At 69.7% G+C, this 16,309-nt stretch carries 13 protein-coding genes; 6 read left to right on the forward strand and 7 right to left on the reverse strand.

The window, feature by feature from the left end; all coding sequences use genetic code 11:
- Positions 1–46 precede the first annotated feature (46 nt).
- A complete protein-coding gene (locus ABR737_RS32585; RefSeq protein ID WP_350254419.1) occupies positions 47–1,357 on the forward strand; it encodes a S8 family serine peptidase in 1,311 nt (436 codons plus the stop codon).
- Positions 1,358–1,547: 190 nt separating this feature from the next.
- On the opposite strand, the gene ABR737_RS32590 is transcribed toward ABR737_RS32585, so the two are convergent.
- Positions 1,548–2,576, reverse strand: a complete 1,029-nt coding sequence (locus ABR737_RS32590) for a WXG100-like domain-containing protein (RefSeq protein ID WP_350254420.1) — start codon at positions 2,574–2,576, stop codon at positions 1,548–1,550.
- A 214-nt stretch (positions 2,577–2,790) separates the two neighbouring features.
- Entirely contained in the window at positions 2,791–3,120 is a 330-nt protein-coding gene (locus ABR737_RS32595; protein ID WP_350254421.1) for a WXG100 family type VII secretion target, read from the reverse strand.
- Between the two features lie 580 nt (positions 3,121–3,700).
- On the opposite strand from ABR737_RS32595, the gene ABR737_RS32600 reads away from it, so the two are divergent.
- The gene (locus ABR737_RS32600; RefSeq protein ID WP_350254423.1) at positions 3,701–3,997 is read left to right on the forward strand and encodes a hypothetical protein; all 297 of its coding nucleotides are present in this window, start codon (positions 3,701–3,703) and stop codon (positions 3,995–3,997) included.
- A 63-nt stretch (positions 3,998–4,060) separates the two neighbouring features.
- Here ABR737_RS32600 and ABR737_RS32605 read toward each other — a convergent pair whose 3' ends face one another.
- The 4 genes from ABR737_RS32605 to ABR737_RS32620 form a co-directional block, all read right to left on the reverse strand.
- Positions 4,061–5,392 carry an SUKH-4 family immunity protein gene (locus ABR737_RS32605; protein WP_350254425.1) on the reverse strand — a complete coding sequence of 444 codons (1,332 nt, stop codon included), beginning with the start codon at positions 5,390–5,392 and terminating at the stop codon, positions 4,061–4,063.
- Positions 5,389–6,456, reverse strand: coding sequence for a hypothetical protein (locus ABR737_RS32610; RefSeq protein WP_350254427.1), 1,068 nt, complete (start codon positions 6,454–6,456; stop codon positions 5,389–5,391). Before ABR737_RS32610 ends, ABR737_RS32605 begins: the two co-directional genes overlap by 4 nt.
- Positions 6,457–6,527: 71 nt before the next feature.
- On the reverse strand, positions 6,528–7,706 hold the full coding sequence (locus tag ABR737_RS32615; RefSeq protein ID WP_350254428.1) for a hypothetical protein: 1,179 nt from the start codon (positions 7,704–7,706) through the stop codon (positions 6,528–6,530).
- 375 nt (positions 7,707–8,081) lie between these two features.
- Positions 8,082–8,489: a hypothetical protein gene (locus tag ABR737_RS32620; protein ID WP_350254430.1), complete on the reverse strand. Its 408-nt coding sequence runs from the start codon at positions 8,487–8,489 to the stop codon at positions 8,082–8,084.
- A gap of 238 nt (positions 8,490–8,727) precedes the next feature.
- Between ABR737_RS32620 and ABR737_RS32625 the strand changes: the two genes are divergently transcribed.
- Positions 8,728–9,036, forward strand: coding sequence for a hypothetical protein (locus ABR737_RS32625; protein WP_350254431.1), 309 nt, complete (start codon positions 8,728–8,730; stop codon positions 9,034–9,036).
- Positions 9,033–9,803, forward strand: coding sequence for a WXG100 family type VII secretion target (locus ABR737_RS32630; protein ID WP_350254432.1), 771 nt, complete (start codon positions 9,033–9,035; stop codon positions 9,801–9,803). The genes ABR737_RS32625 and ABR737_RS32630 overlap by 4 nt, the downstream gene beginning before the upstream one ends.
- A gap of 151 nt (positions 9,804–9,954) precedes the next feature.
- Here ABR737_RS32630 and eccCa read toward each other — a convergent pair whose 3' ends face one another.
- The gene (gene eccCa / locus ABR737_RS32635; RefSeq protein ID WP_350254434.1) at positions 9,955–13,911 is read right to left on the reverse strand and encodes a type VII secretion protein EccCa; all 3,957 of its coding nucleotides are present in this window, start codon (positions 13,909–13,911) and stop codon (positions 9,955–9,957) included.
- Between the two features lie 256 nt (positions 13,912–14,167).
- On the opposite strand from eccCa, the gene eccD reads away from it, so the two are divergent.
- Together eccD and rpsO are read left to right on the forward strand one after the other, a co-directional pair.
- On the forward strand, positions 14,168–15,631 hold the full coding sequence (eccD, locus tag ABR737_RS32640; protein ID WP_350254436.1) for a type VII secretion integral membrane protein EccD: 1,464 nt from the start codon (positions 14,168–14,170) through the stop codon (positions 15,629–15,631).
- 157 nt (positions 15,632–15,788) lie between these two features.
- Entirely contained in the window at positions 15,789–16,076 is a 288-nt protein-coding gene (gene rpsO, locus ABR737_RS32645) for a 30S ribosomal protein S15 (RefSeq protein WP_030991941.1), read from the forward strand.
- Positions 16,077–16,309 lie beyond the last annotated feature (233 nt).

Raw genomic sequence — 16,309 nt, forward strand, 5'->3', positions numbered from 1 at the left:
GTCTTCGGGCTGCGGGCCCCAACCTGTTGAGGAGAGGTGTTGCAGCATGAGCTTCACGCGGACGCTGCGTGCAGTTGGCGGCGTGGCGGTGGCAGGAGCACTGCTCTTCACCGCCGCGCCGACCGCTTCGGCGGACTACATCAGGGACGGGCAATGGGCGCTTGATGCGTTCAATCCACAGAAGGTGTGGAAAGAGTCGACCGGCAAGGGTGTCACCGTGGCGGTCATCGACTCCGGTGTCAACGGAGACCACGTCGACCTCAAGGGCAATGTTCTCCCGGGGAAGAGCTTTGCCGGCGACGGCGGTACGGCAGATCATGAAACCGGTGACGATCACGGTACCGCCATGGCGGCCCTGATTGCGGGCCATGGACACGGGCCCCATCACGCCGACGGAATCATGGGTCTGGCGCCGGATGCGAAGATTCTGCCGATCAAGCGGAGCGAAGCGATCGGTGGCTCTGAGAATCTCATCGACGGCGCGATTCGATACGCAGTTGATCACGGCGCAAAGATCATCAACATGTCTTTTGCCGGTGCCCCTCTGAGCTACGAAGAAAAGAGTGCAGTCAGCTACGCCCTCAAGAAGGACGTGCTGCTGGTTGCCGGCTCCGGTAACGATGGCTCCAGTAAGCCTCTTTACCCTGCGGCAGCGCCCGGTGTTCTGGCTGTAGGCGCAGTGGGGAAGGACGGGAAGGTTCTTTCCCGGTCGAGCTATGGTCCCCACATCCGGTTGATTGCTCCCGGCGAGGATATTTATTCTGCCGGCACTTCGAAGAAGTACCGGCAGGCCACAGGCACCTCCGACTCAACGGCCTACGTATCGGCCGCCGCAGCCCTCGTGCGCTCGAAGTACCCGGATCTCACCGCGGGGCAGGTCGCCAATCGCCTCACGAAGACGGCGATCACTCCCGACGGCAAGACGGGCATCTCGTCTCCTGACCCCAAGTACGGCTACGGGGTGATTCGCCCCTACCGCGCCCTCTCGGAGAACGTTCCCGTCGGCTCGAAGAACGGGCCCCTCATCATGCCGAAGGACACGGAGCCTTCCGCCGGTGCCGGCGCGGATGCGCCTGGGGGGAGCCCTTCGGCGAGCAGTGGTGCTGAGAAGAGCAGCGGCGTGACCCCCCTGGCGATTGTCGGTATCGCCGTGGGTGTGTTCGTGGTGCTGGGGATCGTCATCGGTGTGATCGTCGCCAGTAAGAAGCGCCGGAATGGTCCGCCTCCTGGTGGCCCTGGCTTCGGCGGTCCGAACGGTGGTGTGGGGGTTCCCCCGCAGTACCCGGGTTCCTACCAGCAGCCGGGTGGTCCTGGCGGGTACCAGTCGGCACCGCCCAACTATCCTCCTCGCCAGTGAGGATGCATCGGACGCAGAGGCCGTAGCGGATGTAGAGGGCGTAGGGAGTATGCGCCCCGGGAGCTCATCGGCCGGCATGAGCCGGTCGGCGTAGCCAGAACGCCGCCAGGGGTGGAACCGCAGTTGATGACTGTGGTTCCACCCCTGTTGTGGTCTGGGCAGCGGGACGGACGAGCCGGCGCCGAATGGCTCAGCCGAACACCGAACGCACCTCGTCCGTGACGTCCTGGTGGCGGGTGGCCGCGCCGCCCGTGTGGCGGTCGACATGGCGCTGTGCGTGGTCCAGGCCCCGGTTGGTGAGGTCTTCCTTGGCGTGGTCGATATAGGTGCTGGGGTCGGCGAGGCTGGTGACGCCGTCCTTGTACTCCTGGGCGCCTTCCTTGATGCCGTCGACGTATTCGCCGGCTTTCTCCTTGCCGATGTCGGCGGTTTCGCCCCAGTCGACTCCGTCGCGGGCGCCGAAGTGGCTTTCGATGCCCTGCTGCGCGACGTTCTGGGCCATCTCCGTGGCGGCCTCTTGGGCCTTTGCCTTGCCCTCTTCGACGATCTTGTCCTTGGCGATTTCCTTCGCCTGATCGATGACCTTGTCCTTGACGGTTTCCTTGACCGTCTTCTTGACGTAGTCCGCCGCGATTTTGCGGGCTTCCTTCGAGACGGCCTTCTTCGCCATCTTCTTGATGGCATCCATGGTGGCGTGCTCCATGGCTTTGGTGGCCGCCTCCATGACCTCGCGTTTGATCTTGTCGAGGATCTGGCGGACGATCAGGCGGGTCGCTTGGGTGGCGCCCGCGGCACCGAGTTCGGACAGGCCCAGGGTGAATGGCGCAGCGGCCTGTGCCGCGATGAGCTCGGTGGCGAGCATGACGAGCTGGACAATGACGGCGATCTTGCCGGCGAGAACGGCGAGGGCGGCGGCATCGAAGGCGACGGCGATGACCTCGGCCGCCGCGGCGGCGTCACGAAGGTAGTGGTCGCCACTGTCCCCGCCGCCGGAATAGGAACCCCATTCGTGGGAAAAGCCCTCGATCGCCTCTCCGGAGTTGGCGGAGACGACCTCACGGGCTGCCGAAGAGCCCTTGGTGGAGGTTTGATTGACCGCCTCGGCGAAGTTGCGCCAGGTCTGGGCGCACTCGTGGAGCTTGTCCTCGTCGGCGTCCGGCCAGTTGTAGCCGAGCAAATCCAGGACCCAAGCAACCTCGCCTGGCAGCGTCAAAGACACAGTGATCGTCCCCCGTGCAGTGGTAGCCGATTGCGGAGTGCAATGGCGTCGGTGAAGGAAAGCGTGAGAGGGGTGGTGGCGGTGGCCCGTGGGGAGGCCCCGCCGCTGCTCGGCCGCGCCTTCGAGGCGCTGCGGGAATGCGGCCGGGAAGGGCCTCGGCGGGGCTTTCGGATGCCCCGGCGCCCGGGTTCACGGGAGGGATACCCACCGGGCGTCAGATGGCGGGGCGGCCGACCGCGCTGATGGTGTGGATGCCCTGCTCGTCGGATTGGGTGTACGAGCCGGCCATGTTCTGGAGCTTGTCGCCGATACTTTCGAGGCGTTCGCCCAGGGAGTCCATCGATTCGAACATGCCGTCCCGGATGGGCGTGTAGATCGTTTCGAAGGTATCGCCGAAGTCGCAGTTCTCCCAGGGGCTGCCGAGGCCTTCAAGATCGTCTTGAAGCTTCTTCGACGCCTTGGAGAAATCGCTGCCGATGTGGACGAATGCGTCGCCCTGCCTGCGCAGTACATCCGGATCGACGTCAAATGCCTTGCCTGCCATCCTTGCCCCCGTCATGCGTCGCCCGCAGATACTTGTCGCATCCTCAACCAATCACACATTAGGCGATCTGGGCGCAAGCATGTCAAGGCGAGGTGTGTGGAGAGAGCGTGGGCATCCTGCGGCTCAACCTCGTGCGAATGCAGGGGAATTGGCCTCGGTCGCGGCATTGGTGAATCTTGCGAGGGGGCGTGCCCGGGGGTTCCTCCCGGCGCTGCTGAAAGGGCAGGTTAAGTATTGGTGCGCCGTTGGTCAATTATTCGAGGCCGGAGGCAGGGGGCTGTGACGTCAACTTGGGGCCTTATGGAGTGGGTCGTACGGGTGGGCCTGACATGTTGACGGTTGAGAGCGAGCGGATGCAGGAAATTCGACCGTCGAGCATCGGACGTCGAGCATCGGACGTCGACCGTCGCGTGCCGCGTGCCGCGTGCCGCGTGCCGCGTGCCGCGTGCCGAGCGCAGGCGGTCGGCGGTCGGCCCTCAGTAGTTGGTAGCCGAACCGGCCCTGTCTGTCCGACCAGTTGGCGGCGACCCAGGGGGAGCGGCGCGGCCCGGTGATCACTCGTCCCGTAGCATTCCCGCTCATGGACGCAGCCGGCGCAGAAGAGCCCCTACCCGAGAGCCGAGTGGGGATGACGCCCCGTCAGGCCAGGCGAATACGCATGGTCCTGGCCTCGGTATTGATGGCCGCTATGGCGGTGGTGCTCGTGGTGCGCCTGGCGTCGCGTACGTCGGTGCTGGTGGTCGGGGTGTACGGGGCCGCGCTCGTGCTCTGTGGCGTGGTGATCGAACTCAGCCGGAACGGGCGTACCCGCCTCGGCACCTGGCTGCTGGGCATCGGCCTGGCGGCCGCACTGGCGGCCGACTGGCTGCTGCCCTGAGGGGTGGGGGAGGGGCGAGCGCCGGGCGTAAAGGCGGCCCGCCCCCGAGGGTGTCGCCTGCCCTCAGAACAATCCGTGCCACATCTGCTCGATGACCAGCGACCACCAGTTGCCGTCGTCGTCCAGCGCCCAGGAGTCGATCGCCGCGATCCGTTCCTGGAAGGCGGCGACCGCCGCACCCGCCGCGTACGGGTCCATGCCCTCCATCTGCCGGCGCGTGGTGACCAGCAGGGCGAGCGAGCGCAGGTACGCGGACGCGGTGCGGTTGACGAACCGGCCGCCGCCCGAGGACGGCTGGACCGCCCAGACGGTGCCGACGAGGCTCTGGTTCTGCTCCGGAGCGGTGCACTGCACGGCGAGTGTGTAGAGCCCGTCGGTGCCGATCCGGACGTAGCCGGCGAGGGTCGTCAGGGTCTCTTCGCGGGCCTCGGTGCCGGTTTCCCGCAGGTGGGCCGCCACGTCCGTGAACAGGCCGCCGGCGGGGGGCGCTTCGGGCCGGTCGGCGGTGAAGAAGTACGGCACCCGCTCGGGCAGTCCGGCCCAGACCAGGGTGTTCTTCGTCGTCCCGGGGAGCCGGGTCGCGGCGAGGTCGTCGGCGTCCGGGCGGTGGACGCCCTGGGGCCCGAAGACCTCCACGAGGTGCTTGCCGAGGGCCACGTCCCGCATCGGCGGCGCGGCCTCGACGCGCTCCGGCACCGGCAGTCGGTGCGGCCGCGGCGGCTCGGGCCGCCCCGCCAGCTGGTGCATCATCCCGACGTGCCGCACCAGTCCGGCGACGCCCTCGGCCCGCTCCTCGGGACGCATGCCGTAGCCCTCGGTGCAGGAGAACGTGGCGTTCGTGAAGGTGCGGAGGATGAAGTCACCGGGATAGCCGCCGGGCAGCAGGGCCGACCGCAGATCGGTGTGGACGGCGCGGACGTCCGCGGGGTTGATGCCCAGCCGCTGCAGCTCGTCGTGGAGCTGGTACTCGGCGGGCGGCTGCCCGGGAGCCGAGACCCGGGCGAGGCTGGTCTCCTCGCCGGTCGCCGGGTCGTGGTAGGTCGCGACGGCGGTGTTGCCGGGGCCGGTGACCGGACGCCCGGCGGGCGCCGAGGGGGCCGCTCCGGCACCGGCGCCGTGCTTCTGCCGGTACATCCGGACGACCTCGTCGACCGGCACCGACGGCCACACCGTCAGTTCGCCGGACGCCCGGTCGACCACACCGCAGGCGGCACCGACCTCGGCGGGCGGGCGTCGCTGCCCGGTGTGCGGGTCGACCTCCGGGGGCGGCGGGACGGCCCACACCACCCAGCCGAGGTCGAACTCCTGCAGGGCCACCTCCCGCGGCGGGGCCTGATGCCCCTCGGGGTTGAGCCAGCGGGCCGCGGTGGCGTGAGCCTGCGCCTGGGTGATCACGAGTGGTCTCCTTCGAGGCCGTCGCGGCCATCGAGGCCGTCGGACGAAGCGGAGTCGGCGGTGCCGGTGCGCTGGGCCGGCACGGTGGGCGCGGGCGCGGGAGCCGCGGCGAGGATCTGCCGGGCGGTCACACCGCGCGCGGTGGCGACGACCAGCACCCCGTCCGGTGAGAGATCGGCGCCGGTGAACGGGGTGTCCGAGAGCAGCGCGGCCACCACTTCCTCGCTTGCCCTGGCCCATACCCGCAGATAGTCGGCGCCGCGGCTGAGCCCGAACGGCGCCGCCTGCCGGTCCTGTGCGGAGGGCAGCTGTACCTGTGCCGGATCGGCGTCGATATACCCCGGACGCAGCAGATCGTGGACGAGGAGCGCCCGGTCGCCGGCAGCGGACGCGTCGCCGTCCGGGCCGGGCACCGTCACCGTACGGGCACCGGGGGTCCCCTCGGGGACGAGGAAAGCGGCCACGGGGCGGGGAGCGGTGGCGGGGGACGCCGGTACGGGCCCGGCGTCGCTGCCGTCCGGGGCCGGGGCAGCCGCGCCGCCGGAGACCGTGGCCGTCTCCGCCGGCGTCCCGTCCGGGCTGCCGGTCCCGTCTGTGCCGCCGGTCGTGTCCGGTCCCCCGGGCGAGCCCGCCGTCGCACCGTCCCCGCTCTGCGGGGGCAGGGAACCCGTGGTCACGGCGCGGACGCCGACCAGCGGCACGCTCCACAGCGTCCGCCACGGCAGGGTGAAGCCGAGCGTGTGCAGCGCGTCCGCGTAGGCCACCAGCCCGTCCTCGACGAACGCGGACTCCAGGAACGCCGCTCGCAGATCGGCCGGTGCCTGGGAGCGGGTGAGCAGCGGGGCGGTGCGCAGGTACGTACGGGCCGGCGCGCCCAGCTGCTCCGGCGGTACGGCTTCGATGGCGGCGCGCATCGTCACCGGGTCGGCGTGGGCGAACAGGCCGGGGTCGGTGAGGAGTTGGGGCAGGAGGCCGGCCTCCAGGGTGTGCGCCGCCAGGTGGTCGCGGATGTACGGATCGGCCTGCGCCCAGTCCTGCTGGGGCACCGCTTCCAGCAGCGCCATGGCGATCTTGGTCTGGGCGTCGCGGACGTCCGGCAGACCGGAGCGGATCTCCTCGGCGATCCCGGGGTGCGTCAGGCGCAGCAGCGTACGGCCGTCGCCGGCCTTGGGGCCGGCCCCACCGCCATCCGCGGTATCGCCCCTCCCCCTGCCTTCTCCTTCTCCCTGTCCCCGTCGCCCTCCCCGTTCCCGTCGCCGTCGGCGCCCCGCGAGGGCTCGACCGGCTCGATGAACGGCGCGGCCAGCAGCATGCCGTCGGCGAGGTCCTGGCTCATGTCCCGTCCGGCGACGGCGCTCGCCAGCGCACCCCACAGCTGGACGGGCAGCCCCTTGCCCTCGGCGAACGCCAGCGGCGCCAGCATCAGCCGCAGGGTCTGCGGATCGGCGCCCAGCCGGCGCGCATGCAGATCGAGCACCTCGCCGACGCTGCCGGGCAGCAGGGAGGGGTCCGCCGGGTCGAAGCCCGCGGGCTGCACGATCAGCGACTGCACGGCGAGCTGGAGGGTCAGCCGGTTGCCGTCCGCGCGCGTGGCGAGGGCTTCGGCGAGCGCCCGGCGGGCCGACGGATCGGTGGTGTACGGGACTTCCGGCGCCCCCGCGTCGGGGGTGAGCGCGGTTTCGGCGTGCCGCACCAAGCCCTTGGGGTCGGCCCACTCGGGCGCGTCGAGATCGATGATCTGCGCCTTGCCGGGCGGCAGCGCCCCGGCCAGCTCCGCGGCCAGTTCGCGCGGCACCTCGGCGAGCAGGTGCACCGTTTCGGTGGCGGCGAGCGGTTTGAGGACATCCCGGACGACGCGCGCCGGCTCGTTCGCGGCGCGTACCGGACCGGCACGGTCGACATCGGGCACCACAAGGGTCACCGGCTCTTCACGAGCGGCGAGTTCGGTGAAGATCTCCTCGTCGCGGTCGGCGCTCAGCCCGAAATGATCGGAGATGAGCCACAACAGCTGCGCCGCGGTGCGCCCCGCGGGGAGCGGTACGGCGGGCTCCGGGAGGTCGGGGGGCACCGTCGCCGGGTCCAGATCGTCCAGCGGCAACTGCTTGCGGTGGCCGGGGTCGCACATCATCAGGAAGCCGGTGACCAGGCGCGAACGTCCGCTGCCCGGGTTGCCGGTGAGCACGATGACGCGCGGCGCGCCCGGCCACCGCATACGCCAGGCCGCGAGCGCACGGAGCACGGCGGTGCGGCCGCCGACGTACGGATGCGGTGCATATCCGGCCGCCGCGGCTTTTCCTTCGCCTGAGGCGCTCATGGCTTCCTCGTCCCCGATCAATCCCGCCTCCACCTTTGTGGATTCCTGCGTGTTCCGGCTCGATCTTATGATCCGTGCCGCACGCGGAGGATGGCGCGGGGGCGGCTGTGCCGGAACTGAAACCGGCAGGCGGGGGCCGGTGTGCTGCGATCGTCACCGAAGACGGGCGAGGGGAGAGTGAAGTGAGTTGCTCCCAGGGCCTGATGTGGAGAAAACGAGATCACCGTGTGCGGAAAGAAAGCAGATCCGTCCGAATGATGACGCGGTGGATCTGCTTTCTTCCGTAGCGGATTCCGTGCTGTGTGAATGGATTTCGGCGAGAGGCGATGAGAGGCGAGAGGCAAGCACCGCGGACCGCCCCGCGGTGCTCACCGGTCAGTTCCGGTGCCCGCCGCTCCGGCCGCCGCGCCGAGGGGCGGTCACGACGGTGCCGGAAGGGCCGTCACGCTCGGCGCGCTCCTCGTCCTCCTTGGCCTCCTGCTCCTTCTGCCACGCGGCGAACTTCTCGCGGGACTCCTCGCGCTCGGCCATGGTCTGGTTCTCCGCGGCCCGCCGGATCTCGTTCATCCGGTCGCCCAGGGCGTCCATGTACCCCGGCGTCGCGATGGCGTCCTTCATGCCGATGCGCCCGGAGAGCACCTCCTTGGCCATCTCCTGGAGCTTGCCGCCGACGTTGGGGTTGTCCGCCAGGACCTTCAGCGCCTTGCGCAGCCGGTGCGCCTGCTCGGGATCCTGGGCGACGTCCATCAGGTCTTCGTCCTGGATCTGCCGCTCATTGCTCATGTCTGCCCCCTTGAACGTGATGGCACAGGCCGCGAGTGCGGCACCGGCGTGCCGAAGTCTAATGACGGGTGTGAACGGGACGTCAAGGCGGGGGTTGTCGGTATTGCCGGATATTGCGGCATGCCGAATTCCGTGGTTTTCCGCCCGCCCGCTGTGCAGAGGGCTTCGGGCCTATTGCCGGTGTGCTAGACCTGAAACGATGGCGGCAGGCAGCCGTCATGCAATACGGGGAGAAATGATGTCCGATGAAGTCCGGCTCAGCACCGAGGAGTTGCAGGGACTCGGTGCGACCTTCGAGATACGCGCGGAAGAACTGAGCCGGCAGCTTGCCGCATTCAGGCGGCGGGCGGATGCCGAGGCCCTGCGGGACGGATTCGGCAGCGACGAGGCGGCCCGGCCCCACCGCGAGCGGTACGAGCAGGCCGAGCAGGCGCTCGTCCAGCTGCAGCAGCGCCTCGCGGAGGTCGGCAGAGGGATCAAGGAGACCGCCGCGAATGCGCAGGCGGCCGAGGAAGAGCTGGCCGAGATGATGCGGAGCGTCCAGTGAGCGAGCGAGGCAACCCCGAGGCCCTGCGGGAAGCGGCGGCCGGCTGGCGGGAGATGGGCAAGCACCTCGACGGCCTCGTCCGCGATCTGGACCGGCACGTCGGCACCGCGGCAGCCGCCAACTGGCACGGCCCGGCCGGAGAGGCGTTCGCGGGGGAGTGGCACCGCCTCAAGCGGTCCGTGGACGATTCCGTTCCGGTCTTCGAACTGGCCGCCGCCGACCTGGAGACGGCCGCCGCGCAGCCCGCCGACGACCGGGGCGAGAAGGACCACGGCGCACCACCGGTGCACCACTCCGCCGATGGCGCGCAGTCGTCGTCCGGCCCCGAGATCGCCTACGGCTTCATGGCGCTCGGCCAGCTCGCCAATGGCCTCGGCGGCGCGTTCGGCAGGAGCGGTGGTGGCGGCCAGGGCTCGCGGCCGTCCGTACGGCACGAATGGGCCACCTCCTCGGCGGCGCAGGGGCCCGACCCGTTCGGCCCGGAGCAAGGCGGCGGGGCCACGGGGCGGGGCGGCGAGGGCGTCGCCAAGGGCGTACGGAGCGGGCTGCCCGGGACGGATCCGGATCCGGCGCCGGGCTGTGAACGGGACCTGAAGGCCCGGCCGCAGAAGAAGGAAGCGGCAGCCCCCACCACCGAGCCCGCCGGCCGGGCCGCGGCGCCCGCCGCCCCAGTCGCGACCGCGACCGCCACCGCCCCCGAACCCCAGGCCCCCGCCGCGTCCGGCGGCCCCGCACCCGACATCACCCGGCACGGGGCCTTCGGCTGACGCACCCGGCCGGGCACGTCCGGAACGCCCGGCACGCACGTACAGCGCGGGCACACCAGACGCACCAGGCACACCGGACGCACACACAAAACAGCGGTGGGGCGCCCCTCCCAAGAGAGGCGCCCCACCGCCGTGAGGGCGTACGGACCGCTCAGCGGCTGTTCGCCGGCAGCCAGCCCGTCTGGACCAGCTGCGCACCCCGCTTACGCGTGATGAACGTGGCCCGTCCCGGAGTCAGGCTCTGGCCCTTGACGTTGCCCATCAGCGGGCCCTCGGACGGGTCGGCGGACAGGATCAGACCCTGCGCACCGAGCTCCTTCGTCCGCTGCATCACCGGCTCGAACGAGGAGCGTCCGGCGCCCGAGGAGCTGCGCGCGATGATCAGACGCAGACCCAGGTCACGGGCGAACGGCAGGTACTCCAGCAGCGGCTGCAGCGGGTTGCCGCTGCTGGTCGCCACCAGGTCGTAGTCGTCCACGATCACGAACGCGTCCGGCAGGTCGTACCAGCTGCGGTTGCGCAGCTGCTCCGGCGTGACGTCCGGGCCCGGCATCCGCCGGCCCAGCGAACCGGCGAGGCCGGTGATGACCTCCTGCAACTGCGGCCCCGCGGCGCAGTACTTGTACAGATGGCTCTCGGGGACCTCGCCGAGCAGCGCACGACGGTAGTCGGAGACCACCATCAGTGCCTTGTCGGACGGGTAGCGCTCGGCGATCTGCTTGGTCAGCAGGCGCAGCAGCGAGGACTTTCCGGACTCGCTCTCGCCGTAGATGACCAGCAGCGGGTCGGTCTCGAAGTCGATGAACGCCGGCGAGAGCGTGGTCTCGTCGACACCGATCGCGATGCCGTGATCCGGGTAGTCGTTGCCCTTGGGCAGCTCGTTGACGTGCAGCATCGTCGGGAGCATCCGCACCGCGGGGGCGGGCTCGCCCTGCCAGTGCTCGCTGACCGTCGACACCAGGTTGGCGATGCCCTCGCTCAGCGTCTCCGGGTCGCTCATCCCGTCCAGCCGCGGCAGCGCCGCCAGGAAGTCGAGCTTCTCGGGGGACATACCGCGGCCGGGCTTGCCCATCGGGACGTTCTCCGCGCGCTTGCGGTCGAACTCCGACTCCATCGGGTCGCCCAGGCGCAGCTCGACGCGGTTGAGGAGCTGGTCGCGCAGCGCGGGCCGCACCTCGGTGTAGCGCGCACCGGCAATGATCAGGTGGACACCGAAACCGAGACCACGGGCGGCGATGTCCAGGATCACCGGGTCCATCTGCTCGTAGTCGGTCTTGAACGTCCCCCAGCCGTCGATGACCAGGAAGACGTCGCCCCACTTCTGGTCGGGGTAGGCGCCCGAGGCCCGCCGCTGGCGGTAGGTGCTGATCGAGTCGATGCCGTTGGCGCGGAAGAACTCCTCCCGCTCGTTGAGGATGCCGACGACCTCGGAGACCGTACGGCGCACCTTCTCCGCGTCCAGACGCGAGGCGACACCGCCGACGTGCGGCAGGCCCTCCATGGCCAGCATGCCGCCGCCACCGAAGTCGAGGCAGTAGAACTGCACCTCGGACGGGGTGTGGGTGAGCGCGAACGAGGCGATGGCGGACCGGATCAGCGTGGACTTGCCGGACTGCGGACCACCCACGACCAGGCCGTGACCGGCACCGGCGGAGAAGTCCAGGTACATCACGTCACGCCGCTGCTCGAACGGCTTGTCCACCAGCGCCACCGGCACCACGAGCTTGCCGAGCGCGGTGTACTCCGGCGCGTGCACACCCCGTTCGGGCGTGACCGCGAGCGTCGGCAGCAGCTGGTTGACGGTCGGCGCCTCGTCCAGCGGCGGCAGCCACACCTGGTGCGCCGGCGGGCCCTGGCCCTGCATGCGCTGGACGATGACGTCGAGCACGGTGTCGGCCAGCGCGTCGTCCTGCTCCGGCTCGGCCGCCGCGACCGGCGTGGGGTCCTCGATGATCTGCTCGACGACCGGGGCCGCCGTGAACGGCACCGGCAGCCGGTTCGTCCGGCTGCCGCCCCCGCCGCCGCCGGCACCGGGACCGCGGTACGGGCCCGAGACATACGCGGCCTTGAACTGGACCATCGTCTCGGTGTCGTACTTGAGGATGCCGGAACCCGGGACGTTCGGCAGGTGGTAGGCGTCCGGCACACCGATCGCGGTCCGCGACTCCGCCGCGGAGAAGGTCCGCAGACCCAGCCGGTAGGACAGGAAGGTGTCCAGGCCGCGCAGCTTGCCCTCTTCCAGGCGCTGCGAGGCGAGCAGCATGTGCACACCCATCGACCGGCCGATACGGCCGATCTGGATGAACATGTCGATGAAGTCGGGCTTGGCGGTCAGCAGCTCGGAGAACTCGTCGAGCACCATCACCAGCGAGGGCAGCGGGTCCAGCGGGGCACCCGCGGCACGCGCCTTCTCGTAGTCGGTGATGTTGGCGTAGTTGCCCGCCGAGCGCAGCAGCTCCTGACGGCGCTGGAGTTCACCGGTGATCGAGTCGCGCATGCGGTCGATCAGCGTGACGTCCTCACCGAGGTTGGTGATGACGGCCGCGACGTGCGGCATCTCCGACATACCGGTGAAGGTGGCGCCACCCTTGAAGTCCGCGAGGATGAAGTTGAGGGTCTCCGAGGAGTGGGTGACCGCGAGCGCCAGCACCAGGGTGCGCAGCACCTCGGACTTACCGGAACCGGTCGCACCGACACACAGGCCGTGCGGGCCCATGCCCTCCTGCGAGGCCTCCTTGATGTCGAGCATGACGGGCTGGCCGTCCTTGTCGACACCGATCGGCACCCGCAGCCGCTCGTGGAGCGTGCGCGGCCGCCAGGTACGCGACACATCGACGGAACCGGCGTCACCGAGGTTGAGCAGATCGGTGAAGTCCAGGTTCGACAGCAGCGGCTCCTCGCCGTCCGCGCCGGAGCCCGCCCGCAGCGGGGCCAGCTGGCGCGCCAGCGCCTCCGACTCGGCGATCGACAGGGTGTCGCAGACACCGTGGTAGACCGCGCCGCCGGCCGACTCCAGCACCAGCTTGTCCGGCCACACCTGGACGGCCAGGCCACCGCGGATCTCGTCCAGATCGCCCGGGACGACCTCCAGGATGGTGACGCCCTGCAGGCCCTCGGCCCCGGCGATCACCGAATCCATCGGCACGTCGCCGCCGTCCAGCACGACCAGCACATGCGGGGTGTCGGTCACCGGAGTGCCCTGCGGGTTGAACCGGCCGCGGCCCTCCAGCTCGTCCGCCAGCAGCTCCTCGATCTCACCGAGGTCACCGACGACCAGCCGGCGGTTGCCCGCGCCGTCCGTCGTCTTGTCCTGCACCTGCGGCAGCCACTTGGTCCACTCCCACTCCGCCTGCGCACCGGGCGCGGCGACAACGGCCACCACCAGGTCCTCGGGCGAGTGCAGGGTGCACAGCTGGGCGACGATGGCGCGCGAGGCGCCGTAGACCGTGTCCGGGTCGCCGGAGACGGTCAGGTGGTAGAAGGCGCGCAGCGAGACCGCTAGCGGCAGATCGTCCAGCTGCCCGTGCTTGTCGAGGAATTCCTTCATCGCATGCGCGGTGAGCGGTTCCAGCTCGTCGACCGGAGCGGTCTCCGGAGCCCGCAGGGGAGTGGCCAGCTGCTGCGGCCCCAGCCCCAGCCGTACCTGCCCGAAGTCCGGATCGCCCGCCCGGCGCTCCCATACGCGTTTGCCCTCGGCCACGATCGACCACAACTGGCTCGGGTCGGGGTGGGTGAACAGCTGCGCGTCCCGCTGCTTGCGCGCGGTGCGGCGTACCTCTTTCCGCTTCTGCGTAAGGTACTTGAGGTAATCCTGGCGTTCCTGGAGCATTTGCCCGGAAGGCCCTTGGCGGGCTTTGACGATCTGCACGATCGCCATTGCCAGGGTGGACGCCACCATAAAGCCGCCCATGATTTTCATGAACGGCTGGTTGCCCATGAACAAGAATCCCGCCGAAGACGCCATACCCATCATGGGCATAAGGGTCATCAGCATGTTTTCTGATTCGCCCTCACGCGGAAGCTCCGGGGGTGCCTCGAGTGTCACCTCCTCGGAGGGAACTTCGGGTGGCAGCGCGCGGGGCGGGCGCTTGACGATGACAACGCTCACCGAGGCATCAGTCCTTCATGCATCTCGCAGACTCGGACCGCCCCCGTTGGATTCGACGGTCCCCCCGGACCAAGTGCTTGGCCCGAACCAGGCGTTGATCCTACTGTCAACCGTCAAGTCTCGGGGTGGGTGGGGCGACCGTCGAATTGGACGGTACGCTGACGCCTCGCGAGCGTGCCCACAGCCCCGAAGTGACGGCTCTCTATATAGGGCGCGTGACGCGACAAAACGCCCAACGGATAGGGGGAACCGCCAGGTGAGCACGAGCACTGGCACCGGCTTTTGCCGGGTCACAGTCGCCGCGCCGGATGCACGGATTGACGTGGCTCTGCCGGAGGACGTCGCACTCGTCGACATTTATCCGGAGATTCTGAGGCTCTCCGGTCAGTCGCAGGCGGAGGGCGCTCCGACCGGCTATCACCTAGTACGCCGCGACGGCACGGTTCTTGACGCCGGACAGTCGCTGGCGCAGCAGCAGATTCTCGACGGCGACCTTCTTCTTCTGAAGCCGTTCGCCGAGTCGCTGCCGCTCCCGGTCTTCGACGATGTCTCCGACGCCGTCGCCTCCGCGGTCAAGCGCAACCGCAGCCGCTGGAGCGACGACCTCATGCGCGTCGTCGGCCTCACCGCGGGTGTGCTGCTGCTCGTCATGATGGCGTTCGCCCTGTGGGTCTCCGAGCCCGAGCACCGCGACATGCACCGCCTGCCCGGCATCATCGCCGGTGTCGTCGGCATCGTGCTGGTCGCGCTGTCCGGCGTCCGCGCCCGTGTCTACGACGACCACGGCTCCTCCATCGCGCTGGGCCTGGCCTCGCTGCCGCACCTCCTGCTCGCCGGCTCCGGCATCTTCCCCGTCGACCCCGGCGCCGACCCCGGCCGGCTGCACCTCCTCGTCGGCTGTGTGACCGTACTGATCGCCTCCGCGCTGCTGGTGGTCATGCTGCCGCGCGGTGACGCCCCCTTCGTCGCCGCCGCGTTCCTGGCCGCCACGGGCACCCTCGCGGTCTTCGCCGCGATCCTCACCGACGCCGCGCCCAGTGAGGTCGCCGCCGTCACCGCCGTCGTCTCCATCGCCCTGGTCGCCTGGCTGCCCGGCCTCTCCGCACGCTTCGCCCGGCTGCCCATCGGCTACAAGTCGCCCGACCAGATCGCCAAGGGCTCCTACGACAACGGCGGCGAGACCGAGTCCGTCGACTTCGTCAAGATCGGCAACCAGGCCAAGCGCGGTCACGAGCTGCTGCTCGGCCTCGTCGCCGGCTGCGCCGCCCTGACCGTCGGCTCGGCCGGTGTGGTCCTCGGCTTCTCGGACAACGTGTGGGCCCAGCTGCTCGCGCTGGCCGCCGGCATCACGATCATGCTCCGGGCCCGGCTCTTCGACTACACCGCGCAGGTCGCCTGCCTGACCATCGCCGGCATCCTCACGGTCGTCCTGCTCATCCTGGGCATCGCGCTGAACCCGCCGACGGAGATGTTCGTCGATCTGGCCCGTTACCAGGACGCCGGTCCGCTGAACATCCACACCGTCTGGTTCTCCGGCAGCATCGCGGCGGGCGCCGCCCTCCTGGTCAGCGTCGGCCTGATCGTCCCCCAGAAGGGTGTCACCCCCTTCTGGGGCCGGATCTTCGACATCTTCGACGGCCTGGTCCTGCTCTCCCTGGTGCCGCTGTGCCTGGCGGTCCTGGACGTGTACGGCAAGGTGCGCGGCCTCACCAGCAGCTGAGGCCCCCGCTCACCGGCCTGCTCAGCGGCCCCCCGACCAGCCGGTCGGGGGGCCGTTTTCAACTGGTACGCTGTGTGACGGCCCGGACGAGTCATCCAAGATTCCCTGTGATGTCAACCAGGGACGCTCACCGGGCGGAACCCAAGAGGAGTACCGCGTGTCGCTCGACGCCGCTACGAAGAAGCAGATCATGACCGAGTTCGCCACCAAGGAGGGTGACACCGGCTCCCCCGAGGTCCAGGTCGCGATGCTCTCCCGCCGGATCTCGGACCTGACCGAGCACCTCAAGACCCACAAGCACGACCACCACTCCCGCCGTGGTCTGCTGCTGCTCGTCGGCCAGCGCCGCCGCCTGCTGCAGTACCTGGCGAAGAAGGACATCACGCGCTTCCGTGCGCTGGTCGAGCGCCTGGGCATCCGCCGCGGCGCGGCGGGCGCCAAGTAAGACGCCGTAGAGGGAGCGGTTCCTACCAGGGGCCGCTCCCTTTGCCATACGCACCGGACACCGGCGCCACCTCATGGTGGACGGAACCTTTGTAGTCTGGTGCCGTATCGCAAAACTGAACGCGGTAGGAGCGCCTCCTGGCCGCCGGTCCTCGGTAGTGGCCCCCGGACGATCCATGAACACCATGTGTCATCACTCCGGGTGCTTCGATCGAAGACCGGCCCGCACCGGCG

Origin of the sequence: Streptomyces sp. Edi2 (assembly GCF_040253635.1) — a bacterium.
Classification (GTDB): domain Bacteria; phylum Actinomycetota; class Actinomycetes; order Streptomycetales; family Streptomycetaceae; genus Streptomyces.

Excerpts from the sequence above, each read along its gene's own strand:
- ABR737_RS32585 (WP_350254419.1), top strand. The coding sequence starts at position 47 with ATGAGCTTCACGCGGACGCTGCGTGCAGTTGGCGGCGTGGCGGTGGCA.
- ABR737_RS32595 (WP_350254421.1), bottom strand. The coding sequence starts at position 3,120 with ATGGCAGGCAAGGCATTTGACGTCGATCCGGATGTACTGCGCAGGCAG.
- ABR737_RS32600 (WP_350254423.1), top strand. The coding sequence starts at position 3,701 with ATGGACGCAGCCGGCGCAGAAGAGCCCCTACCCGAGAGCCGAGTGGGG.
- ABR737_RS32610 (WP_350254427.1), bottom strand. The coding sequence starts at position 6,456 with ATGGCGCTGCTGGAAGCGGTGCCCCAGCAGGACTGGGCGCAGGCCGAT.
- ABR737_RS32615 (WP_350254428.1), bottom strand. The coding sequence starts at position 7,706 with ATGAGCGCCTCAGGCGAAGGAAAAGCCGCGGCGGCCGGATATGCACCG.
- ABR737_RS32620 (WP_350254430.1), bottom strand. The coding sequence starts at position 8,489 with ATGAGCAATGAGCGGCAGATCCAGGACGAAGACCTGATGGACGTCGCC.
- ABR737_RS32625 (WP_350254431.1), top strand. The coding sequence starts at position 8,728 with ATGTCCGATGAAGTCCGGCTCAGCACCGAGGAGTTGCAGGGACTCGGT.